Raw genomic sequence first — 23,574 nt, forward strand, 5'->3', positions numbered from 1 at the left:
AATGAAATATAGATGTTTCATTTATATCGTTACATTTGTCTCAAAGATACTCGTTAATGCTAAAAGCCAATAATAAAAAGATTTGTATTGTTGTTTCTTCTTTAGGTAAAGGAGGTGCAGAACGCTCTTCTGGCTTATTATCGCAGATACTTTTTGATGTTGGTTATGATGTGCATGTGGTTAGTGTGTTGAATGATATTGAATTTTCATATAAAGGTAAATTACTTAATTTAGGGGAACTTAAAGATCAAGACGATTCTGTTTTAGGACGGTTGAAACGATTACGAGTTTTGAAAGCGTATTTGAAAAAACATAACTTTGATTATGTGATTGATAATAGAACACGAATTGGTTTTTTGAAGGAATTTGTAATTTCTAAATTCATCTACTCTCCTAAAAAAACAATCTATTGTATTCGAAGCTATAAAACAGCTAATTATATTAACCCTAATCGGTTTTTAGGGCGATTGTTATATGCTAATGCTTATAAAATTGTTGGTGTGTCTAAAGCCATTGCAGAGCACGTAAAAGCCGTTTGCAAATTCAAAAATGTAACGTCCATTTACAATCCAATAGTCTTGGAAAAGTATAACTCAAAACTTGAAAGTAAAGACAACTACATCTTATTTTTTGGTCGCTTAGATGATGAGGTTAAAAATATTTCATTGCTATTAGCCGCTTATTCAAAATCCGAACTACCAAAACATAATGTAAGCTTAAAAATTTTAGGAGAAGGAAAAGATTTAGAAACACTAAAGAATCAAGTTGAAACATTAAATATAGCATCTAACGTAGAGTTCTTGCCATACAATCCATATCCTTCAGCCATTGTAAAATCTGCTTTATTTACAGTGTTAACCAGCAGATATGAAGGTTTTCCGAGATCTATTTTAGAATCTCTTGCGCTCGGTACTCCTGTGGTTTCTGTAGATTGTAAATCTGGACCTAATGAAATTATTCAGAGTACCTTCAATGGTCTTTTAGTTGAAAATCATAATCAGGTGGCTTTAGCAGAAGCCATGACAAGTCTTTTTATAGATAAAGATTTATATTTACATTGTAAGCAGAATTCGAAACCTAGTGTTGCTCATTTCTCGGAAGCTGAAATTGTTCAACAATGGCAATCCATTTTAAATTAATTATATGAATTCAATAAACGACGTAAAAATAATTGATATTCCTAAAGTACATGATGAACGTGGTTTTTTAGCGGTTATAGAAAAGAACACCATTCCATTTGCAATTAATCGTGTTTATTATTTGTACGATGTACCAAGTGATAGTTTTCGAGGAGGCCATGCTCATAAGGAACAAGAATCCGTGATTATAGCATTAAGTGGAAGTTTTGAAGTGCTAGTAGATGATGGTAAAACAAAAAAGAGAATTATGCTTAATAAGCCCAATTTAGGGTTGGTAATACCAACACAGATTTGGAGAGAAATAGATAATTTTTCTTCTGGTGCAGTGTGCTTGGTTTTAGCTTCTACAACGTATGATGAAGCGGAATATATCAGAGATTATGAGGTTTTTAAATCTCAGCTTTTAGGGTAATATATTTTTTCGCCTTTTAAAGATTTAATCTTAATTAAGAGTTTTAAGAGCCATTCTGGGCTATGTAATAAAAAGTTTTGTCTAAAACTTAAATTACTAGAATCTAAATGTGAGGTATAATAATTAAAAAGGGTTTTATCATGCTGTACTTTACTGAGTATCGCCATAGAATACCTGTTTCTATCCAAGAATTTCTTTAGAGACCTATTCTGTTGCTCTTCTTTATAATACTTGTCAAACTTAGGTTTTTTATTCGCATCAAATGTTGTGTTAGATAGACTAGCCGAATTAAAAACATAATAGACAAGAACTTTGTTTATAAACACAACGTCATAATGCATTCCAAAACGAAGCCACAAATCAGTATCCTGTCCAGAAATTATAGACGTATCAAAGAGACCCGTTTTATCTGTAATAGATTTTTTAAAGACGACACTAGAGCTTGTTATTAAAGAATATTTCTGGCTTGCTTCAAAAAAATTGTGAGAGCCATAAAGATCTTGTTGTTGAAAATTATACGCAACAGGAACAACTTTGTTTTCATATTTCTGAGCAATTGCAGCCGAAAAAATATTTATGTCAGGAAATACAGTGATGGCATCGCACATGTATTGCAAATAAGAGGCATCCCAAGTGTCATCTCCATCTAAAAGAGCAATATAATCAGCGGTTGCCGCTTTTATTCCTGTATTTCTAGCATTTGATGCTCCTTGGTTTTTAATGCTTAGAAGTTTTATGCGTTGGTCGTCAAAACTATTTATAATGTCTTCGCTCTTATCTGTAGACCCATCGTTAATAATTATAATCTCAAAATCATTGAAGCTTTGGTTCAGAACACTTTCAATGGTATGTTGAATGTGTTTTTCCTTATTATAAACAGATATGATTACAGAGAAAAAAGGCATTATTTTTTTGAGTTTAAAGTGCAATAATAACTTAATCTGTACAAATCAAAAACTAAGAGCGACGGGTTTTTACCAAGTAAGTTTTTCTTAAAGGTAGCTTCATACTTATAATAAACAGATGCTAGTACTTTTGAAATGACGTTATCCTTAATTTTCGAATAGATGTTTGTAATTCTAGTGTAATTAGATGGTAATAAATCTTGATTGATAAATAGGTTTATCGCTTCAACCGAGTCTAATGATTTTTGTAAGAAGGTTTTGCTATCTTCAAGACCAAGATGATAAACAGGATTATCTATATGTTGTATATTAATGTTAGCTTCTTTTAAATTATAGGAAAACAACGTGTCTTCATGTCTTAAATTAGGTATGTCTTCATTAAAATGAACCGTATTAAAAACGCTTTTATGTATTAAGAAGCTCAGGGTTAAAAAGCTTAAATAGGTGTTTTTGTTTCGAACTTCGGCAGATAAGGCTTCTCGTTTATTTCCATAAATCCAACGTAAGAGTTGAGCATCATCTACACGTTTTTCTTGATATAAAATACCTCCATAAATTACTTCAGATTTTTCTGAAATAGATTTAAGATAGGTACTTATAAAATCATCATTTTTGGGCATAACATCGGCATCTAGAAAAAGACACCAATCGAATTTGGCATCTTTAGCCAACTTATTTCTTATAGCACTTCGACCAATATTTTTTTGTAAAATGGTATAGGCACAATGTGAAAGTGTATTTATAGTATTGTTGTAATCCTGAAATTTAATATCGTTAGAACAGTCGTCGTAACATAATATTTCAAAAGGAATTTCTGATGTAATTAACTGCTTATGTACTTCGGAAACGAGTTCTGAAATATTATAATTATAAACAGGTATTAATACAGAAATCATAAGGTTTTACAAAGGTTAACCAAGAACTTAATAGTGTTACATGTAGGTTTTAACTCTTACGTTGCACCACTTCAAACACTTTGTTTTCGTCGCATTTTAATGTTTTACTAGGATATTTTAGAAGCAAAGCATAATCGTGAGTAGCCATTAAAATAGTGTTACCATTTTTATTAATGTCTTGCAAGACTTCCATGACTTCAACACTGGTTTGTGGATCTAAATTTCCGGTTGGCTCATCAGCTAAAATCAATTCAGGATCATTTAACAATGCACGTGCAATAGCAATACGTTGTTGTTCACCACCTGAAAGTTCATGTGGATATTTAAAGCCTTTGGTCTTCATTGCTACTTTATCTAAAACTGTATCGATACGGTCTTTAATACGGTCTTTTTCTTTCCAACCTGTAGCTTTTAACACGAATTCTAAATTTCCATTTATCGTACGATCTGGAAGTAATTTAAAATCCTGAAACACAATACCCAATTTTCGTCTTAAAAAAGGAATGTCTTTTTCTTTCATGGTTTTTAAGTTGAAGTCCACAATAGAACCTTCACCTTCTGTTAATTGTAAATCACCATAAAGTGTTTTCATGAAACTACTTTTTCCACTTCCTGTTTTACCAATAAGATAGACGAAATCGCCTTTCTTCATTTCAAAATTCACCTTAGACAGTACCATACTGTCTCCTTGATAAATTGTAGCATCTCTAAGTTCTAAAACCGTTTCGGACATATTATAGATATAAATAATTGGTAACTGTAAATGTATTGCTTAAAATTTCAAATCCAAAACATAAGTTTTAAATTCCAATTTAGAATTCTATTTTCAACCAACAACCAACAACCAACAACCAACAACCAACAACCAACAACCAACAACCAACAACTATAAATCAAAATAATCTATATAATTCTGTAAATCTTTGTCTCCACGACCAGATAAACTAATCACCACAACATCATTTGGTTTAAAAGTTTTATGTTTAAAAATAGCCAAAGCATGAGAACTTTCGATAGCCGGAATAATACCTTCTAACTGCGTTAATTCTAAGCCAGAATTCATGGCTTCGTCGTCGGTTGCAGAATAAAATTCACCACGACCTGTTTTATACAAATGTGAATGTAGTGGTCCAACACCAGGATAATCTAATCCTGCAGAAATTGAGTAAGGCTCTGTAATTTGTCCGTCTTTGGTTTGCATCAACAAGGTTTTACAACCATGAATTATCCCTTCTTTTCCTAACACAGAAGTGGCAGCACTTTCACCAGAATGAATGCCTTTTCCAGCAGCCTCTACAGCAATAATACCTACGTCTTCATTGTCTAGAAAATGATGATACGTTCCTGCGGCATTACTTCCTCCACCAATACAAGCCACAACATAATCTGGATTTTCTCGACCTTCTTTTTCCTTTAATTGCCATTTTATTTCTTCGGAAATCACCGATTGAAATTGCGTCACCATGTCTGGATAGGGATGTGGTCCTATAGCGGAACCAATAATGTAATGTGTGTCAACAGGATTGTTAATCCAGTCGCGAATGGCTTCATTAGTTGCATCTTTCAACGTTCGACTACCAGATAACGCAGGTACCACTTTGGCGCCTAACATTTTCATTCGGGCGACGTTTGGTGCTTGACGTGCAATATCAATTTCTCCCATATAAACCACACAGTCAATACCTGTTAAGGCACAAACAGTTGCGGTTGCAACACCGTGTTGGCCAGCTCCGGTTTCGGCAATAATTCTGTTTTTACCTAAACGTTTTGCCATCAGAATTTGACCAATGGTATTGTTGATTTTGTGCGCGCCAGTATGATTTAAATCTTCACGTTTTAAATACACTTTGGTATTGTATTTTTCAGAAAGACGTTTCGCAAAATAGAGTGGAGAAGGACGACCAACATAATCTTTTAAAAGTTGATTGAACTCTTCTTGAAACGAAGGTTCTGCCATGATTTTTAAATAGTTTTGGCGCAATTCTTCTACATTAGGATAAAGCATTTCGGGAATGTATGCTCCACCGAATTCTCCGTAATAACCTTTTTCGTTGATTTTGTATGTATTTTTCATAAGCCTTTGTCATTCCTGCGAAGGCAGAAATCTATTATTTTCATTGTGGATCACGCTTTTTTGCGTGATGTGGCAATCTGTTTCTTTATTTCTTTCCGTTCATTTTGTCTTGAAACACTATTAAATAAAAATTGTCCAGTGGACGATTTTTGTTTAATACAAAACCAAAAATTCAAAACGATTTATTAGGAAATTGCTAAAGCACCATTCGCTTTCAAAGCTACATGCTTGAAGCTTCGCTTCGCAGTTCCGCTTTTTCGCTCTTTATTTCTGAAAATCGTTGTTTCCGACGCTGTCGGAATTTGGGACCCTCTTATATGCTAATTTTTGCTTTCCTTCCAAGTTATTTTAATTTTTGCTAACACCTAACACCTAACACCTAACACCTAACACCTAACAGCTAACAGCTAACAGCTAACAGCTAACAGCTAATTACATTATGTTTAAACGTTTTCAATTCCTCCACATTCTTCAATCCAGGTTCAATTTCAAATTTACTATTAACGTCAATAGCGTAACAATATTTTGAAGCTGGACTTTCTTTAAATTCTTTTATTTTTTCAATTTCATGTAATCCAATACCACCACTTAAAAAATACGGTTTGGTTGACGGATACTGTTCTAATACATTCCAATTGAACGTGTAACCATTTCCGCCTGGTAATTGTCCTTTTGTATCAAATAAGAAATAATCACATACATCTTCATAAGGTTGAAGCACATCAAAGTTGAATTCATCTTTAATGCTAAACACCTTTATAACTTCAACAGCGTTTATCGCAGCGCAATATTCAGGAGATTCGTGTCCATGTAATTGCACGGCTTGTAAGTTGAATTTTTTAATAGTGTCTTTCACTATTTCTAGTTCTTCATCCACAAAAACACCAACTTTTTTTATTGATTTTGGCAATTCAGGAATACTAGAATCAAAATGTCTGGCTGATTTTTTATAAAATATAAAACCGAGATAGTCTGGCAGCAAATTAGCCACAGCTTCTAGGTTCTCCTTATATTTCATGCCGCAGACTTTTAGTTTCATCTTCATTCTCGCGAAAGCGGGAATCTCATCACGCATTCGACTTTTTTAAATTATTATGTATGTTATGTGTTAAGACCTACAAGGTTTTGAAACCTTGCAGGTCACTTAACGTTATTTGTTTAATTTTTGTCATTCCTGCGAAGGCAGGAATCTATTAATTTCTTTTCGATATAATTTTTTCGTACTTCAAATAGCACTCGAAGTGACGTTAAAATTAATTTGTTTCTTTTCTATTTTAGACCTGCTAGGTTTTATAAACCTGCTAGGTCTTTTATAAATTGAGCAGCACTCGCTCCAGGGTTATCTGTTTTCATAAAGTTTTCACCGATTAAAAAGCCTTTGTAACCATAAGGCTGTAATTCTTTGATGGCGTTCACAGAACTAATACCTGATTCTGATACTTTTACAAAATCATTTGGTATTAATGCACTTAATTGTTTTGAGATGTCTAAACTGACTTCAAATGTTTTTAAATTTCTATTGTTTATACCTAGCATATCTAAAGATGGCATAATTGACTTGTGTAATTCGTCTTCGTTATGGACTTCTAATAACACATCAAGATTGAGGCTTTTAGCTAATTCAGAAAACTGCTTAATTTCGGCTTTAGTTAATATGGCTGCTATTAGTAAAATAGCATCTGCACCAATGGCTTTGGCTTCAATAATCTGATATTCATCAATTATAAATTCTTTTCGAAGCAAAGGTAATTCGCAATTTTCTCTAGCAATCATTAAATCGTCCATGGAACCGCCAAAATAAATCTCGTCCGTTAAAATAGACATGCCACACACTCCTGCGTTTTCGTAACCAATGGCAACATCTTCAACCAAAGCAGTATCATTTATAATGGATTTAGAAGGCGATTTGCGTTTAAATTCTGCAATAACACCAGTCTGACTTGCTCTTAATTTTTCAGACAATGACCTTGTTTTCATTCCGAAATAAGGTAGCTGTTCATAAGCTTTAATAGGGATTAGTTCTTTTTTAAGATTAACCTCTTTGCGTTTGTCTATTACTATTTTGTCTAAGATGTTCATTTGCTTAATTCAATTAGTTTATATAAACTTTGTTTTGCTTTTCCACTAACAAGAGATTCTTTCGCCAATTCAAATCCTTCCTTATGTGAAATTTGTTTGGCAGTAGCAATGGCCAATCCGGCATTAGCACATACCACATTATGTTGCGCTTCTGTACCTTGATAATTGATAACGCTTTTAAAAATTTCTGCAGCCATTTTCACACTGTTTCCTCCAAAAATTTCGGATTGTTGAATTTGTTTGACACCTAAGTCAAGCGGTTCAAATAAGGTTTCTGCTGTATTAGAAATCACTTTCGTTTTTCCTGTTAACGAGATTTCATCATAACCATCCAAAGCATGAACTATGGCATAGTTTTTATCCGATTCTTGATATAAATAACTGTATAATCGCAATAATTCAAGATTAAAAACACCAACCATTTGATTTTTTGGAAATGCAGGATTTACCATCGGTCCTAACATATTGAAAAAGGTTTTTACACCCAATTCTTTTCGTATTGGAGCCACATTTTTCATTGCAGGATGAAACAAAGGTGCATGTAAAACACAAATACCAGCCTCATCGATACTACGTTTTAAAAAGTCAGTATCACTTGTAAATTTTATGCCTAAATATTCCATAACATTTGAAGATCCACAAGCAGAGGATACACCATAATTACCATGTTTAGTAACATGGACTCCTGCACCTGCTGTCACAAATGATGATAAAGTTGAAATGTTGAAAGTGTCTTTGCCGTCACCTCCGGTTCCACACAAATCGATAGTCTCGTAGTTATCTAAATTTACTGGAATGCATAACTCTAATAATGCATCTCTAAAACCTCGAAGTTCTTCCGTGGTAATACTTCTCATCATATAAACGGTTAAGAATGACGCAATTTGACTTTGGTTATATTTTCCTTCGGATATGTTGACCAAGACATTTTTTGCTTCTTCACTAGAGATGCTTTCTTGGTTGATGAGTCTATTTAATAATTGTTTCATATCAATGTTCCGTAAAACGGAATATCTTTTTAAATGTAATTTCTATTCTTTCTTTTATCTCTGTTCATTTTGCCTTGATGCAAACTGCGAAGCAAATCATGAGTTCCGATTTTTCACTCCTTATTTCTGAATTTTGATGTTTCGGACGTTGTCGAAATTTGGGACATTAATTTTTACTAAATATTATATTCTTCCCAAATTGTATTTTAATTTTTTCTCACTTCTCACTTCTCACTTCTCACTTCTCACTTCTCACTTCTCACTTCTCACTTCTCACTTCTCACTTCTCACTTCTCACTGTTTACCCAATTTTCTAAAATCTGTTTTCCATTAGGTGTCAGCACCGACTCAGGATGATATTGAACACCTTTTACATCGTAAACTTTATGTCTTAATGACATTATTTGACCGTTGTCGTCAAAAGACGTAGCTTCTAAACAATCTGGTAAATTGGCATTAACGACCCATGAATGATATCTGCCCACTTCAAAAGTTTTGCCTAGTCCTTTAAAAAGGGATTCATCATCAACTGAAAGTGTAATGCTAGTTGCTACACCATGATAAACATTATCTAAATTTTCTAATGAACCACCAAAAACTTCACCAATAGCTTGTTGCCCTAAACAAACACCTAAGATACTTTTGGTTGGAGCATAAGTTTCTATAATCTGTTTTAATAAACCGGCTTCATCTGGGACACCAGGTCCTGGCGATAACACAATTTTCTCAAAAGCATCGACTTCTTCTAGCGTTAGTTTATCGTTTCGTTTTACGGTGACTTCACAATCTAAATCTTCTAAATAATGAACTAAATTGTATGTGAAACTGTCGTAATTATCTATGACTAATATTTTTTTCATCGCAATGTTCCGTGAAACGGAATATCTTTTTAATTATACTTCAATTTTTTAAATAGATTCTTGCTTATGCAGGAATGACAGCTAATTTAAATTTCCTCAGCCTGTTCAATCGCTTTTGTTAAAGCACCAAGCTTATTATAAACTTCTTGCAATTCACTTTCGGCTTCAGATTTGGCAACTATTCCTGCTCCTGCTTGCCAAAATAATTTATGATTCTGACTTAAAAATGTTCTAATCATAATGGCATGATTAAAGTTGCCGTTAAAATCCATAAAGCCGATAGCTCCACCATAATAACCTCTGCTTGTTTTTTCATACTTTTCAATCAACTGCATGGCTTTGTGTTTTGGTGCTCCACTTAGGGTTCCGGCAGGAAATGTGTCTGCAACCACTTGCATGGTATCGGTATTTTTGTGAATTGTACCTGTAACTTTACTCACTAAATGTATGACGTGAGAGAAGAATTGTACTTCTCTATAATTTTCGACAGTAACATTACTTCCGTTTCTACTTAGGTCGTTTCTTGCCAAGTCAACTAACATCACATGCTCACTGTTTTCTTTGTCGTCTTTTATTAATTCTTCAGCTAATTGCGCATCTTTAAGGTCATTTCCACTTCGCTTAAAAGTACCAGCAATAGGGTGAATTTCGGCTTTACCATCACTAACCACTAATTGTGCCTCTGGAGAGCTTCCGAATATTTTAAAATTCCCATAATCAAAATAGAATAGGTAAGGGGATGGGTTAATACTTCTTAAGGCTCTGTATACATTAAACTCGTCTCCGCTAAATTGTTGCGAAAATTGTTTAGACAGTACCAATTGAAAGACATCTCCACGGCCACAATGCTTTTTTGCCAGTTCTACATTTGCTTTATATTCCTCATCTGTAAGATTAGATTCAATGTCTCCTTTGGGTTTAAAATCGTAAGAGGCATATTGTCTCGTTTGGATCAATTGTAAAATGTCGTCAATGTTATTTTCGCTATGAAAACAATGCGCAAAAATATAAGCTTCATTTTTTTGATGATCTATAGCGATGATATTTTGATAAACAGCGTAGTATATTTCAGGAATAGAAACAGAGTTGTCTTTTTTTGAAATTTCGATATCTTCAAAATACTTTACCGCATCATAAGCCGTGTATCCAAAAATTCCATTATTGATAAACTTAAAGTCTTTGTTTGAATCCACTTTAAAACGTTGTGTAAACTTATGAATCTCTTCAATGACACCAACGGTTTGAATTAAGTTGCTCTTAGAGCTTCCATCAGGATAGGTTTGAGAAATTGTATCACCTTCCACTTTTATAGAAGCGATAGGATTGCAGCAGATATATGAAAAATTGTTGTCGTTTGCATGATAATCACTACTCTCTAACAGAATACTATTTGGGAATTTATCTCTAATTTTAAGATAAATACTAACTGGCGTAATAGTGTCTGCTAATATTTTTTTATAATGTGTGTTTAAACTAAATGTTTTCATTTTATGTCAAATTCAATTTGATATCTCTTTAAACAGAAATACGTTTCAATATAATAGCTTCTGAAGCTGTGTTAAATTAAAAAAGGCTTGTCGTGAATGACAAGCCTTTTTTTTATATAAGTATTACATACCAAGGATTAGTTCACGAACGTAAGTTTGAGAAATTCCACCACCAAGTATGATTTGTATTTATTTTCATCTGAACATCAAAGATAGAAATCAAAATTCGGATTTCAAACACTTTAGGAAAAAAAGATTCCTGTTGTCGTAAATTTCACGAAAACAGGAATATAAATGTGACTAAATTTATTTGGGATTAAAACGTAAGCGTTACATTTAAATCAAATTCGTCATAAATAGCTTTATCTTTTAAAGTCTCTAATAATGAAGGTGATTTATAGGTAATGTTATGTTTCGTTCTATCAATCTTTAAATTTGCAGTCGCTGTATTATCTTTAATTAGCATAGGAAAAGAAATAGCTTCTGTTTTTCCTTTAATAGTAATGTTAGCTTTTACGTTGTAATTTCCATCTTTACCTGTAACAGATGTAATGTCTAAAGTCGCTGTAGGAAATTCTTCTACACCAAAGAAATCATCAGATTTTAAATGGCCATCTAATTTTCCCTTGTATTCTCCATCAAGATCTGTGCTACCAAGAGTCGTCATATCGATAGTGAAATTTCCTCCTGTTAAGGTTTTTCCATTAAAAGTTAATGAACCACTTTTTAAATCAATAGTTCCGGTATGTTCGCCTCCTACTTTATAGCCTTTCCAAATTACTGAGCTCTCTTCAACTTTAACGGTTTTGTCTTTTAACGTCGTGTAAGACATAAATGATAATGCTAAAATGAATAGCATGGCAACTTTTGAATTTCTGTTTTTCATAATTATTTGTTTTAAGTTTTATTAAAAGGGTATTCAATTGTATCAACTCTTCTTGAGTCAAGTTTTTTGTGATGTTTTTTTCTGTGCAATCTATAATTGGGTCCACTGTTTTTAAAGTTTTTAACCCTAAATCTGTAATGACGATTTCAACCTTTCTTCTGTTGGTTTTACAAATGGTACGGTTTACAAATTTTTTCTTTATCAGCTTATCAACCAATCTTGTCGTATTACTCATTTTACTTACCATACGTTCTTGTATGTCTTGTAGGTTTATAGTATTTCCATTTTGACCTCTTAAAATCCTAAGGACATTAAATTGTTCTAAGGATAAATCGAAAGGTTTTAACTCTAATAACAAATCATCTTTCATCCATGTTGTGGTGTGAAAAATATTTATTACTGTCGCTCTTGGTATCGGCAAATCAGCTTTTGTTTTTAGTATGTCGTTTAATTCTTTCATATACAACAATTGTATATACAAATGTATGTGTTTTATTGACATATGAAATTAATATTTTGTTAAATTTAAAACATGTAGGTTTTAATTATTTTGAAGTTTATGACTTTTAAGAAAAGATGTACTAAAAAAATGATACAAGAGTTATATATTGAAGATGCTGTTGGTCTCATATTAAAAAAATCAGAGCATAAAAATGAATAAAAAAGAGTAATTAACTGTATTATTACAGTAGATTCTTACGATAAAGGTAGAATATGTTAAAAAATGAATCTGAAATGTAACACTTCTGATATTTTTACGTCTATATCATAATGGAATGTTAATTTTGCTAAAAATTAAGAATAAAGAATGGCTGATTTATCACAAGAAGAATGGACAAAACAACTCGAAGCAGACGATAATGCCGTTGTTTTAGATGTTAGAACACAAGATGAAATTGATTTAGGGATGATTCCTAATGCAATTCATATAGATATATTTAAAGGACAAGGATTTATACACGAAGTAGAACAGTTAGATAAAACAAAAACTATTACGTGTACTGTAAGTCTGGTAATAGAAGCGGACAAGCTTGTGCAATTATGAATCAATTAGATATTGAAAATGCTTATAACCTCATAGGTGGTTTTAGCGAATGGCAAGGTGAAGTTGCCCACAATCAATGATTTTAAAACAAACAATAATGAATAGAGTATTTGTAATATGTTGTTTATTGTTAACGCTAGGCGTTAGCACAAGTTGTTTAGATAGTACTTTGGCTGATTCTGAAATAAAGTTAATAACAGCGGAAGAAATGCAATCTATTTTAGAATTAGAAGATGTGCAATTAATTGATGTAAGAACACCCAAAGAATATGAAGGTGGTTTCATTGCTAATGCTCAAAATATAGATTTTATGTCACCTACTTTTGATGATGACATTACAAAATTAGATAAGGATAAACCTGTGATATTGTATTGTAAGTCTGGAGGTCGAAGTGCTAAATGCGCTAAAAAGATGATAGATGCAGGATTTAAAAAAATATATGATCTCAAAGGTGGAATTTCTCAATGGAAATTTGCAGAAGAGACACAAATCCAATAAAAATCTAAACACAATCAAACCGAACTTTAAGTTCGGTTTTTTTATGCCTATAATTCTCTTCTCGAATTCTTAAGATTTTTATAAATTAGACGATTGTAAACCTAGAATAGAAACCCTTCTGTTACATTTGCAAATTAACATGTCGTTTATGAAATTTAATAAAGTACTTCTGCTTTGCCTTTTGGCATTTACGTTTTCATTCAATTTATTTTCACAGGTTTTTGATCCCGTAAAATGGGAAACCAAGGTTGAAAAAATTTCAGATACAGAATACAATCTTATTTCAATAGCAACAATAGATTCTGGCTGGCATTTGTATTCGCAAAATGTACCGGATAATGGCCCTATTCCTACAACCTTTTCTTATACCGAGACCAAAGATTTTGAATTAATAGGGAAAACATCTGAGGAAGAAGGCGAAACTATAGATGATCCTGTTTTTCAAATGCGGATTAAATTTTTTGGTAATAAAGCAGCGTTTTCACAACGTATTAAAGTTCTCAATAAAGAATTGTCACTTATTGAAGGTGAAGTAGAATTTATGGTCTGTGATGACGAAAAATGTTTACCGCCAACTTATATCGATCTTAAGTTTAACTTGAAGGATACTGAAGATGTTAAAGAGGTTTCTACAGGAATGGCATTAAATTTAACCGGTAATACACCAAAAATTCTAGAGCCTGTAAAATGGAGCACTTCTGTTGAGAAAATAAATGATACCGAATTGATTTTAGTGTCTACCGCAACGATAGATAAGGGTTGGAAGTTATATGCTCAAAATATTGAAGAAGGCGGCCCAATTCCAACGAGTTTTGATTACACATTAAAAGACGGTGTTGAGTTAGTCGGTTCAACTAATGAAGAAAAGGGTGAAGAAAGTATAGACAAGGTCTTCGATATGAAGATTAAATACTTTAAAGATAAGGCTGAATTCAGACAAAAAATTAAAGTTTCAGACGCAACAATTTCTTCACTCGTTTCTGAGGTTGGCTTTATGTCTTGCGATGACACACAATGTACAGCTCCAACTTATGTCGATTTAGAATATGATTTAACTAAGACTGTTGTGGCTTCCTCAGATATTTCTGAAAACTCTGAAGCAGATGACGACGAGTCGAGCAAAGGTTTATGGTCTATTTTTATTATTGCTTTCTTTTCTGGATTTGTAGCGTTATTAACACCATGTGTGTTTCCAATGATACCAATGACGGTAAGTTTCTTTATAAAACAAAGTCAATCTAAAGCCAAAGGCATTCGTAATGCTATCATTTATGGATTATCAATTATTGTAATTTATGTCTTATTAGGTACAATCATAACAGCTATTTTTGGAGCAGATGCCTTAAATGCATTAGCCACAAACGTTTGGTTTAACCTAATTTTCTTTATACTATTAGTGGTTTTTGCCATTTCATTTTTAGGCGCTTTTGAAATTGTATTACCTAATTCTTGGGCAAATAAAGCCGATAAGCAAGCTGATAGAGGTGGACTAGTTGGCATCTTTTTTATGGCTTTGGCTTTAGCAATTGTCTCGTTTTCTTGTACAGGGCCAATAGTAGGAACTATTTTGGTTGAAGCGGCTTCTAAAGGAGGTATCGCACCGGTAATAGGAATGTTAGGCTTTTCATCTGCAATCGCATTACCATTTGCATTATTTGCTGCTTTTCCGGGTTGGTTAAATTCTCTACCAAAATCAGGAGGCTGGTTAAATACCGTAAAGGTCGTTTTAGGGTTCTTAGAGTTAGCTTTAGCGTTTAAATTCTTATCACAAGCCGATTTAGTATTGCAATTACATTTCTTAGAACGTGAAGTATTTATCGCTATATGGATTGCTATTTTTGGAACATTATCCTTATATCTTTTTGGGAAAATCCAATTGCCACACGATTCGCCACTGAAACATATTTCCGTAGGACGATTATTATTTGGCTTACTAACGCTGACGTTTACGATTTACATGATTCCGGGACTTTGGGGAGCACCTTTAAAAATTATAAGTGCGTTTCCTCCTCCATTAGATTATTCTGAATCTCCGTATGGAGTCGGTAATTCAAGAGGTGGTGGTGCAAGTATAACAGATATTCCTGAAGGAGCACATTTATTAGCACCACATGATATTTTAGCATTTAATGATTACGAAACCGGTTTGGCTTATGCTAAAAAAGTAGGGAAACCTGTGATGCTCGATTTTACAGGTTGGGCTTGCGTTAACTGTCGTAAAATGGAACAGAATGTTTGGGTAGATCCACAAGTATTATCTAAACTTAAAAATGATATTGTGCTTATTTCTTTATATGTTGATGAGCAAATCGATTTTCCTGAAGGTGAAGCGCCAGATTCAAAATTAAGACCAGGAAAAAAACTAAGAAACAAAGGTCAGAAGTGGAGCGAAATGCAAACCATTAAATATAAAACCAATACACAACCGTATTATGTATTGATGGATCATAATGAAGAAAATCTTATTGAGCCTGTTGCTTATACTCCAGATATTGAGGAATACGAGGCATGGTTAAAAGAAGGGATTGGGAATTTTAAAGATTAAAAAATCAAACTAAAAACAGAACCTTCGCCTTCTACACTTTTAACAATGATTCGGCCTTTATGAAGCAACATAATTTGCTTACAAAGGCTTAGTCCTATACCACTTCCTGTCGTTTTACTGGTGAAGAATGGAACAAATATATTTTCTAGAATATCTTTAGGAATTCCCGAGCCATTATCTAAAACCTTAATCACAATATCTCTATTTGGGTTTTGAGAAGCAAGGACTTTAATTTGTGGATGTACTCCATCTTTACAAGCATCAACAGCATTTAAAATAAGGTTGATTAAGACTTGTTCTATAAGATGGGTGTCAATATCCAACTCTAGTTTAGGAGACGTAACATTAAATTCTATACTTATATTTTTCGCCTTTATCGAAGGTTCCATTAACAACTGAAGATTATTAAATAAGTCTTCAATTTTAACCCGTTGTAGGTTGAGGTGTGTGACTTTACTCAAACTTCTATAGGTCTTCGCAAATTTTAAAAGACCTTCACTACGGTTTTTAATAGTTTTAACTCCAGCGTTTAAATCCTCTAACTCAAGGCGTGTTTCTTCAGGTTGTTCTATGGCTAATTGTAAGTTTTTTTGAAGTGTATCTGCCAAGGATGAAATCGGAGCAATAGAATTCATGATTTCGTGTGTCATCACGCTTAAAAGTTTCTTCCAAGATTCCGATTCATTTTTATTTAAAGTATCATCGATATTCTGAATCACAATTAATTTGAAAGCATCCTCTTTAACTTGAAATACGGTATCAGAAATCAAGATTTTAATACTTTCATTTTGAAGCGCTATAGAAATAGAATTCGGTTCTCTATGGTAGGTTTCAAAAATAGTATTGAATAATTCTGGTTTTCTATTTTCTACAAACCGAATATTTTTAAACGAAGGCATATCTAGCGTTTCCCCAAAAGAATCATTACTCCAAAGCACGTCGCCAGATTCTAAATTATACGCAATAATCCCAATGTCTACCATTTCTAAAATCTTTTGAAGGTAAACATATTGCGCTTCGTTTTGAGAGTTGATTTCTTTAATGGTTCTATTAATTTCATTAAAACCTGTGTATAAAAAACGGATATCTTTTGGACCTCTGTCTTCTGGAAACCATCTCGAAAAATCACGATACTTTACAGCTTCAAAAAAATCATCCATCACCACAAATCGTCGTTTTACAAACGTGTAGGTATTAATACATAGGTAAAGTAGCGCCATGCTAATTACTACGATGTAAGCCGTTTGTTCCTTATATATCGTATAGGCTAATGCAAGTATGGTACTCACTAAAAGTAAAATTCTAAAAAAGAGCCAAAAGATGTAACTTCTATAGTTCATACTTTTCTAGTCTTCGGTATAAAGCAGCTCTTGTAATCCCCAGTTCTTTAGCCGATTTTGACACGTTGCCCTTATTTTTTTCAAGGACATTTAAAATCGCATTTTTTTCTAAATCGTCTAAGTTTAAACTCTTCGTGGTAATACGCGTTGCCGTGGACGGACGCTCTATTGATGAAAACACTAAGTCTTCAGGTTTTAAAACGGACCCATCGGTCATTATCACAGCACGTTCTAAAACGTATTGCAATTCTCTAACATTACCCGGAAAATCGTGGTTTTTTAATTTTGAAATAAAACCCGAATCAAATGAAAACGGACTTTTATTATATTTTTCGGCATATAAGGTGACAAAATGATGTGCTAATTCGGTAATATCCGTGCCACGATCTCTAAGTGGTGGCGCAATAATATCCACCGTATTTATTCTGTAAATTAAATCTTTTCGAAATTTCTTTTCGTCAGCTAAAATTTGTGGGTCAATATTCGTCGCACAAACTAACCGAATGTCAATAGAAATTGAAGTATTAGAACCTAATGGCGTGACTTGTCTATTCTGCAAAACGGTGAGTAATCTTGCTTGTTGAGCTAAACTAATATTACCAATTTCATCTAAAAATAGTGTACCACCATGGGCAGCTTCAAAACGGCCTTTTCTGTCTTCTCTAGCGTCTGTAAACGCACCTTTTTTATACCCAAATAATTCACTTTCAAATAGTGATTCAGTTAAAGCACCAACATCGACCTTTACAAACGGTTGGTGTTTTCTATTGGAGTTGTCATGAAGCGCTCGAGCAATTAAATCTTTACCTGTGCCGTTCTCACCAAGGATTAAAACGTTGGCATCTGTGGGTGCTACTTTTTTAAGTTTGGTAAAGATATCCGTCATAACATCACTATCACCAATGATTTCAACAGTATTGCTGTTAAGGTGTTTCTTTTGGGTGTTTTGGGATTTCTTTTGACTTAGAATCGTTGTAATTGTTTCTATAATTTTTTCATTCTTCCAAGGTTTCATCAAAAAGTCAGAAGCTCCTTCTTTTAATCCTCTTATCGCTAAATCAATATCAGCATAGGCAGTCATTAAAATAACTGAGGTTTCAGGTTTTTGTTTCCGGATTTTATTCAACCAAAAAATACCTTCGTTACCCGTATTGACTAAACCATTAAAGTTCATATCTAAAATGATAATGTCGTAGGAGGTACGCTCAATTTGAGACGTAATATTACTTGGGTTTTTTTCGGTAACCACTTCCTTAACCAGTGGTTTTAAAAGCAGGCGTAATGCTGTTAATACATCAACATCATCGTCTATAACTAATATTGTAGCGTTTTTTAATACCATCACTCGATAATCGAGGTTTATTTATTAGGAAGTCCCTTCAAAGCCCAACGTCATTCTTCGTTAAATTACGTATAGAGCTCATTCTAAGGTTGTGTTTACAATATTACGATTTTATCTTGGGCTTATAAAAATTACAAAACCTAAATTTTTACAGCCTTCAAAAGTGTGCGTTTTCGAACATAAAGTGTATCAAAAACGGACACTTTTAGTTTTGGATTTAAATATAAGCAGCTATAAATAAGGTTGTTATGGTTTTGGCATCATCTTCACTATATAAATGGTATAAATAAAAGATATATAATGGACGTTCCAATTCAGAAGAAGAAATTTTCAAATCAAAAACTAGGATTAGCTTTAGGGGTTTTAGCCATAGTGGCTTTAATCGTGTATGTTATTTTTCAAACCTCAGGTGGTTCAAAATTGAATGTTGAAAAAGAACGCATTTCTATCAATACCGTTTCGAAAGGTGTCTTCCAAGAAAATATTCCGGTTAATGGGATCGTGCTTCCTGTGACGACAATTTATTTAGATGCTTTAGAAGGTGGACGTGTAGAAGAAAAGTTTGTTGAAGACGGAGCGATGCTTAAAAAAGGTGAGCCTATTTTAAGATTATCGAATACAGATTTGGAATTGAGTTTAATAAATCAAGAAACATCAGTATATAATTTGTTAACGCAAATGCAGATTTCTCAAAATGCAGCGCGTCAAAATACCATTAACAGACAAAATCAATTTACAGATGTTGAAAACAATCTGATTGAAGCCGAACGTGTTTATAATTTGAATAAACGCTTATATGAAAAAGGCGCGATAGGAAGAATGGATTATGAGTCGTCTCAAAACAATTTCGACTACCAAAAAGAACGGATGAAGCTCGCCAAACAAGTCTTATCTGAAGATACTCTTTCGTCTAAATTGGAAGTGAGTCAAGCAAAAAACTCATACGCCAGAACGCAAAGTGCTTTAGAATTAATGCGAAAAAAAGTAGGGGATTTAGTGGTTAGAGCACCAATTGATGGGCAGTTAACCTCTTTAGATGCTGAAATCGGACAGTCCATTAATAAAGGCACGAGATTAGGACAAGTTGATGTGATTACTGGTTATAAAGTAAGAGTGGATATTGATGAGCACTATATTTCAAGAATCTATAATGGTCAAACTGGAACCTTTGTGTTGAATAATAAAACCTACACTTTAGAAATTAAAAAAGTATTTACCCAAGTAACAAATGGTCGTTTTCAAGTGGATATGAAATTTCAGGGTGATGTGCCTGAAGGTATTAGAAGAGGTCAAAACTTACAGATCCGTGTGGCCTTAAGTGCCGAAAAAGAAGCCTTATTAGTTTCAAAAGGTGGGTTCTTTCAAAAAACAGGAGGGAATTGGGTGTTTAAAGTGAGCGAAGATGGTAACACGGCTTATAAAGTAAATATTAGATTAGGAAGTCAGAATACAGAATACTACGAAGTGCTTGAGGGATTAAATCCAGGAGATAAAGTAGTGACATCGAGTTATGATTCTTTTGGTGATACGGAAGAGTTGATTTTGAAATAGAAGCAAGAGACAAGAGACAAGAAGCAAGAGACAAGAGACAAGAATCAAGAGGCAAGAGGCAAGAGGCAAGAGGCAAGAGGCAAGAGAAAAGATAAAAGAGTATAGATAAAAGAAATATTTTTAACCAACAACCAACAACCAACAACCAACAACCAACAACCAACAACCAACAACCAACAACTAAGGGCTAACAGCCAAAAGCCAACAGCTAAAAAATATAAATACAATGATACAAATTACGGACTTAGAGAAATTTTATAAAACCGAAGAAGTGCAAACCATAGCCTTAAACAAATTATCATTTAATGTTAAAGAAGGTGAATTTGTAGCGATCATGGGACCTTCGGGATGTGGGAAATCGACTTTATTGAATATTTTGGGATTATTAGACGATCCTGATGGAGGTAGTTTTATGTTTAACGGCACAGAAGTCGCTGGTTATAATGAGCGCAAGCGTTCAGAATTACGTAAACACAATATCGGTTTTGTATTCCAGAGCTTTAACTTAATCGATGAACTTACAGTTTTTGAAAATGTAGAATTACCATTAATCTACACAGGTGTTAAACCGGCAGAACGTAAAAAGCAAGTAGAAGCGGTTTTAGAGAAAATGCAAATTATGCATCGACGTAATCACTTTCCTCAACAATTATCTGGTGGTCAGCAGCAGCGTGTAGCTGTGGCAAGAGCTGTTGTAAATAAACCGAAATTAATTTTGGCTGATGAGCCAACAGGAAATTTAGATAGTACTAATGGTAATGAAGTTATGGATTTATTAATAGATCTTAATGAAGCAGGAACAACCATCATCATGGTAACACACAGTGAGCACGATGCAAAATACAGTCACAGAATTATAAGAATGTTAGACGGACAAAAAGTAACAGAAAATATATTGGCGTAGTCTATCCTGCAAGGTTTTTAAAACCTTGTAAGTATATAATCATCAATCAATCCATCAATCAGGCCGAAAACACTTCCGTAAATCATAAAACAACCAATCAATTACTACTGAAGTGTCGAAGCCAAATCAATCAAAAAACGAACAGTAATTCTTAGAAACTATGTTTAAAAATTATTTCAAAATAGCACTCAGAAACCTCTGGAAAAACAGAACATTCACGGCACTCAATGTCGTAGGTCTTACAGTGGCATTCGGAGTAGCACTATTATTAGGCATGTATGCCGTTTTTCAATTGTCTTTTGATCGCTTTCATGAGCATGGAGATGAAATCTATCAAGTGTATACAGAAGATAGTGGGTTAAATGGCATTGAAGCTAACATCTCAAAATCCGAACCTTTTGCTGCCGCTTTGAAAGATGAGGTTACAGGAGTAGAGAAAATTACACGTTATGTTAGTACTGGTGTCTTATTAAGTCAAGAAGACAAGCAATTCGGTTTGAGTACGGCTTATGTAGATCCTGATTTTTTCGAGATGTTTAGCTTTCCAATCATAAAAGGAGATACGAAAAATCCAATAACGTCAGAGTCTTCTGTGGTAATGACAGAGCTAGCTGCGAAACGTATATTTGGAGATGAAGAGCCCATCGGGCAAACGGTTAGTATTCTAAGAGATGAGCAGCAAGTACCGTTTACGGTTACAGCAATCGTAAAAGATTTTCCGAATACAAGTTCTATGGGATTTGATATCGTTTTAAATTTTAAAAGTCAGAATGAACATGGGTATGCCAGAACAATAGGGCGTTGGGACATGGAGAATCATGAGGTATATATGCAACTTGCAGAAAGTGTACAACCTGATCAATTTGAAAAAAACACCACTGATTTTACCCAATTACATTATAAAAACGAGATTGATAATGCTAAGCGTGATGGGTTTCAGCCTAATACAGAAGGTCTTTATAGACAACTAAAACTATTGCCTTTGGCAGATGTTCGCTTTGCTGATTTTAATCAAGGCGCAGTAACTGTAAGTCGTACAATGCCCTATTTGGTCTTGGGGATTTCAATTTTAATTCTGTTTATCGCTTGTGTGAATTTTATCAATATGAGTATTGCTAAAAGTGCGCAACGTTTGCGTGAGATTGGCATGCGAAAAACGCTAGGAGCAAACAAAAAACAGCTGTTCTTTCAATTTTGGGGTGAAAGCATTTTAGTGTTTTTAATTTCCATCGGACTAGGGATTTTATTAGCCGTGGTTTTACTACCATACTTTCAAACCTTATTTAAAACCCAAGCATCATTGGCAACGCTAATAAAGCCATCATTGTTATTGGTGCTTATTTTAAGTGTTTTGCTGATCACATTAATTGCTGGAGGTTATCCTGCGTTATTAATGAGTCGTCTTGGAACCTTACAAAGCTTAAAAGGGAAGCTCGATGTCAATGGTAAAAACCATTTGCGAAATAGTTTAATGGTCTTACAATTTGGGATTGCTATTTTACTGATTAGTGGTACGCTTGTACTTTGGGATCAGGTGGAATTTATGAGGACCAAAGACTTAGGTTTCAATAAAGATCAAGTGATTGCTTTTCCACTGAATGGCCAACTTAACGATCAACAAGCTATAGAATTACTTCGAAATACGCTTCAAGATAAACCTAATATTGTAAGTGTTACAGCATCTAATAATATTTTAGGTTTAGGAAAAGATGGCTCGCGTTCAACTAGTATTTTGGGTTTTGAACACAAAGGTAGAGGAGTAGATACACACATGGTGGTTGTAGATGCCGATTATATTGAAACCTTAGACTTGAATATTATTGAAGGTCGTTCATTTCGAAAAAACTTAGCGAGTGATAGTCTTTCGGTTATTATTAATGAAGCCATGGCAAAGCAACTCAATGAAGATGATATTTTAGCTTCTCAGATAGATTTAGATGATGCAGTATATTCTGTTGTAGGGGTTATTAAAGATTTCAATTTTCAAGAACTCGACCAGAATATTGCACCAATGACTTTATTTGCACTTCCTAACTGGAATTTACGCAACGTATACGTTAAGGTGTCATCACAAAATTTAGAACAAGCTTATACAGATGTAAAAGCAGCTTGGAAAACTATTGAGCCCAATGCCGAATTTCAAGGGTCTTTTTTAAATGAAAATATTGATAGAACCTTACGAAATGAGCGTACTATGATTACCATGATTGGTAGTGGGTCAATACTCGCTATAATCTTAAGTTGTATCGGTTTGTTTGCGATGTCATTACTCATTGTAGCACAGCGTAAAAAGGAAATAGGAGTTCGTAAAATAGTCGGTGCGAGTGTCTCGGCCATTACAATATTACTGACTAAAGACTTTTTAAAATTAGTAGTTATCGCTTTTTTAATCGCGTCGCCAATAGCATGGTGGGCAATGCGTAATTGGTTACAGAATTATGCGTATCATATAGATCTTAATATTTGGATGTTTCTATTGGCAGGCGGAATTGCAGTAGTCATAGCCATGCTCACCATAGCCGTAAAAACGATTAAAGCAGCAACCTCTAATCCTGTAGATGCATTACGAACGGAATAACCATCATCAACCTGCAAGGTATTTGAAACCTTGTAAGTTTTGC

General features: G+C 33.7%; 20 protein-coding genes and 1 pseudogene. 8 read left to right on the forward strand and 13 right to left on the reverse strand.

What is annotated here, in order from left to right; all coding sequences use genetic code 11:
• Positions 1-56: 56 nt before the first annotated feature.
• A complete protein-coding gene (locus ADIWIN_RS05155; protein WP_020895441.1) occupies positions 57-1,139 on the forward strand; it encodes a glycosyltransferase in 1,083 nt (360 codons plus the stop codon).
• Between the two features lie 4 nt (positions 1,140-1,143).
• Positions 1,144-1,551 carry a sugar 3,4-ketoisomerase gene (locus ADIWIN_RS05160; RefSeq protein WP_020895442.1) on the forward strand — a complete coding sequence of 136 codons (408 nt, stop codon included), beginning with the start codon at positions 1,144-1,146 and terminating at the stop codon, positions 1,549-1,551.
• On the opposite strand, the gene ADIWIN_RS05165 is transcribed toward ADIWIN_RS05160, so the two are convergent.
• The 11 genes from ADIWIN_RS05165 to ADIWIN_RS05215 all read right to left on the reverse strand — a co-directional run bounded on the left by ADIWIN_RS05165 (position 1,536) and on the right by ADIWIN_RS05215 (position 12,187).
• Entirely contained in the window at positions 1,536-2,456 is a 921-nt protein-coding gene (locus ADIWIN_RS05165; RefSeq protein WP_020895443.1) for a glycosyltransferase family 2 protein, read from the reverse strand. The genes ADIWIN_RS05160 and ADIWIN_RS05165 overlap by 16 nt on opposite strands.
• Complete coding sequence (locus tag ADIWIN_RS05170) at positions 2,456-3,352, reverse strand: glycosyltransferase family 2 protein (RefSeq protein ID WP_020895444.1); 897 nt, start codon at positions 3,350-3,352, stop codon at positions 2,456-2,458. Before ADIWIN_RS05170 ends, ADIWIN_RS05165 begins: the two co-directional genes overlap by 1 nt.
• A 49-nt stretch (positions 3,353-3,401) precedes the next feature.
• Positions 3,402-4,085 (reverse strand): cell division ATP-binding protein FtsE, encoded by a 684-nt coding sequence (locus ADIWIN_RS05175; RefSeq protein WP_020895445.1) that lies wholly within the window; start codon positions 4,083-4,085, stop codon positions 3,402-3,404.
• A 153-nt stretch (positions 4,086-4,238) separates the two neighbouring features.
• Positions 4,239-5,426 carry a tryptophan synthase subunit beta gene (trpB, locus tag ADIWIN_RS05180; RefSeq protein ID WP_020895447.1) on the reverse strand — a complete coding sequence of 396 codons (1,188 nt, stop codon included), beginning with the start codon at positions 5,424-5,426 and terminating at the stop codon, positions 4,239-4,241.
• Between the two features lie 421 nt (positions 5,427-5,847).
• On the reverse strand, positions 5,848-6,465 hold the full coding sequence (locus ADIWIN_RS05185) for a phosphoribosylanthranilate isomerase (protein ID WP_040756595.1): 618 nt from the start codon (positions 6,463-6,465) through the stop codon (positions 5,848-5,850).
• Between the two features lie 251 nt (positions 6,466-6,716).
• Positions 6,717-7,505 carry an indole-3-glycerol phosphate synthase TrpC gene (gene trpC, locus ADIWIN_RS05190; protein ID WP_020895449.1) on the reverse strand — a complete coding sequence of 263 codons (789 nt, stop codon included), beginning with the start codon at positions 7,503-7,505 and terminating at the stop codon, positions 6,717-6,719.
• Positions 7,502-8,494, reverse strand: coding sequence for an anthranilate phosphoribosyltransferase (gene trpD, locus ADIWIN_RS05195; protein ID WP_020895450.1), 993 nt, complete (start codon positions 8,492-8,494; stop codon positions 7,502-7,504). The genes trpC and trpD overlap by 4 nt, the downstream gene beginning before the upstream one ends.
• Positions 8,495-8,781: 287 nt before the next feature.
• The gene (locus ADIWIN_RS05200) at positions 8,782-9,354 is read right to left on the reverse strand and encodes an anthranilate synthase component II (protein ID WP_020895451.1); all 573 of its coding nucleotides are present in this window, start codon (positions 9,352-9,354) and stop codon (positions 8,782-8,784) included.
• 86 nt (positions 9,355-9,440) lie between these two features.
• Positions 9,441-10,841, reverse strand: a complete 1,401-nt coding sequence (locus ADIWIN_RS05205; protein ID WP_020895452.1) for an anthranilate synthase component I family protein — start codon at positions 10,839-10,841, stop codon at positions 9,441-9,443.
• Positions 10,842-11,157: 316 nt separating this feature from the next.
• Positions 11,158-11,673, reverse strand: a complete 516-nt coding sequence (locus ADIWIN_RS05210) for a YceI family protein (RefSeq protein ID WP_020895453.1) — start codon at positions 11,671-11,673, stop codon at positions 11,158-11,160.
• Positions 11,639-12,187 carry a MarR family winged helix-turn-helix transcriptional regulator gene (locus ADIWIN_RS05215; RefSeq protein ID WP_081669531.1) on the reverse strand — a complete coding sequence of 183 codons (549 nt, stop codon included), beginning with the start codon at positions 12,185-12,187 and terminating at the stop codon, positions 11,639-11,641. The genes ADIWIN_RS05210 and ADIWIN_RS05215 overlap by 35 nt, the downstream gene beginning before the upstream one ends.
• Before the next feature lie 348 nt (positions 12,188-12,535).
• Here ADIWIN_RS05215 and ADIWIN_RS05220 point away from each other — a divergent pair.
• The 3 genes and pseudogenes from ADIWIN_RS05220 (at position 12,536) to ADIWIN_RS05230 (ending at position 15,816) form a co-directional block, all read left to right on the forward strand.
• A pseudogene (locus ADIWIN_RS05220) lies at positions 12,536-12,852 on the forward strand (rhodanese-like domain-containing protein).
• Between the two features lie 17 nt (positions 12,853-12,869).
• The gene (locus ADIWIN_RS05225; protein ID WP_040756609.1) at positions 12,870-13,271 is read left to right on the forward strand and encodes a rhodanese-like domain-containing protein; all 402 of its coding nucleotides are present in this window, start codon (positions 12,870-12,872) and stop codon (positions 13,269-13,271) included.
• Positions 13,272-13,419: 148 nt separating this feature from the next.
• Complete coding sequence (locus ADIWIN_RS05230; RefSeq protein ID WP_020895458.1) at positions 13,420-15,816, forward strand: protein-disulfide reductase DsbD family protein; 2,397 nt, start codon at positions 13,420-13,422, stop codon at positions 15,814-15,816.
• Here the strand turns inward: ADIWIN_RS05230 and ADIWIN_RS05235 are convergent.
• Positions 15,813-17,156 carry a sensor histidine kinase gene (locus ADIWIN_RS05235; RefSeq protein ID WP_020895459.1) on the reverse strand — a complete coding sequence of 448 codons (1,344 nt, stop codon included), beginning with the start codon at positions 17,154-17,156 and terminating at the stop codon, positions 15,813-15,815. The genes ADIWIN_RS05230 and ADIWIN_RS05235 overlap by 4 nt on opposite strands.
• Positions 17,146-18,498: a sigma-54-dependent transcriptional regulator gene (locus tag ADIWIN_RS05240; RefSeq protein ID WP_020895460.1), complete on the reverse strand. Its 1,353-nt coding sequence runs from the start codon at positions 18,496-18,498 to the stop codon at positions 17,146-17,148. The genes ADIWIN_RS05235 and ADIWIN_RS05240 overlap by 11 nt, the downstream gene beginning before the upstream one ends.
• 300 nt (positions 18,499-18,798) lie before the next feature.
• Between ADIWIN_RS05240 and ADIWIN_RS05245 the strand changes: the two genes are divergently transcribed.
• The 3 genes from ADIWIN_RS05245 (at position 18,799) to ADIWIN_RS05255 (ending at position 23,531) form a co-directional block, all read left to right on the forward strand.
• Positions 18,799-20,049, forward strand: a complete 1,251-nt coding sequence (locus tag ADIWIN_RS05245; RefSeq protein WP_020895461.1) for an efflux RND transporter periplasmic adaptor subunit — start codon at positions 18,799-18,801, stop codon at positions 20,047-20,049.
• A 226-nt stretch (positions 20,050-20,275) separates the two neighbouring features.
• Positions 20,276-20,953, forward strand: coding sequence for an ABC transporter ATP-binding protein (locus tag ADIWIN_RS05250; protein ID WP_020895462.1), 678 nt, complete (start codon positions 20,276-20,278; stop codon positions 20,951-20,953).
• A 160-nt stretch (positions 20,954-21,113) separates the two neighbouring features.
• Positions 21,114-23,531 (forward strand): ABC transporter permease, encoded by a 2,418-nt coding sequence (locus ADIWIN_RS05255; RefSeq protein WP_020895463.1) that lies wholly within the window; start codon positions 21,114-21,116, stop codon positions 23,529-23,531.
• Positions 23,532-23,574 lie beyond the last annotated feature (43 nt).

Origin of the sequence: Winogradskyella psychrotolerans RS-3 (assembly GCF_000427335.1) — a bacterium.
Taxonomy (GTDB): domain Bacteria; phylum Bacteroidota; class Bacteroidia; order Flavobacteriales; family Flavobacteriaceae; genus Winogradskyella; species Winogradskyella psychrotolerans.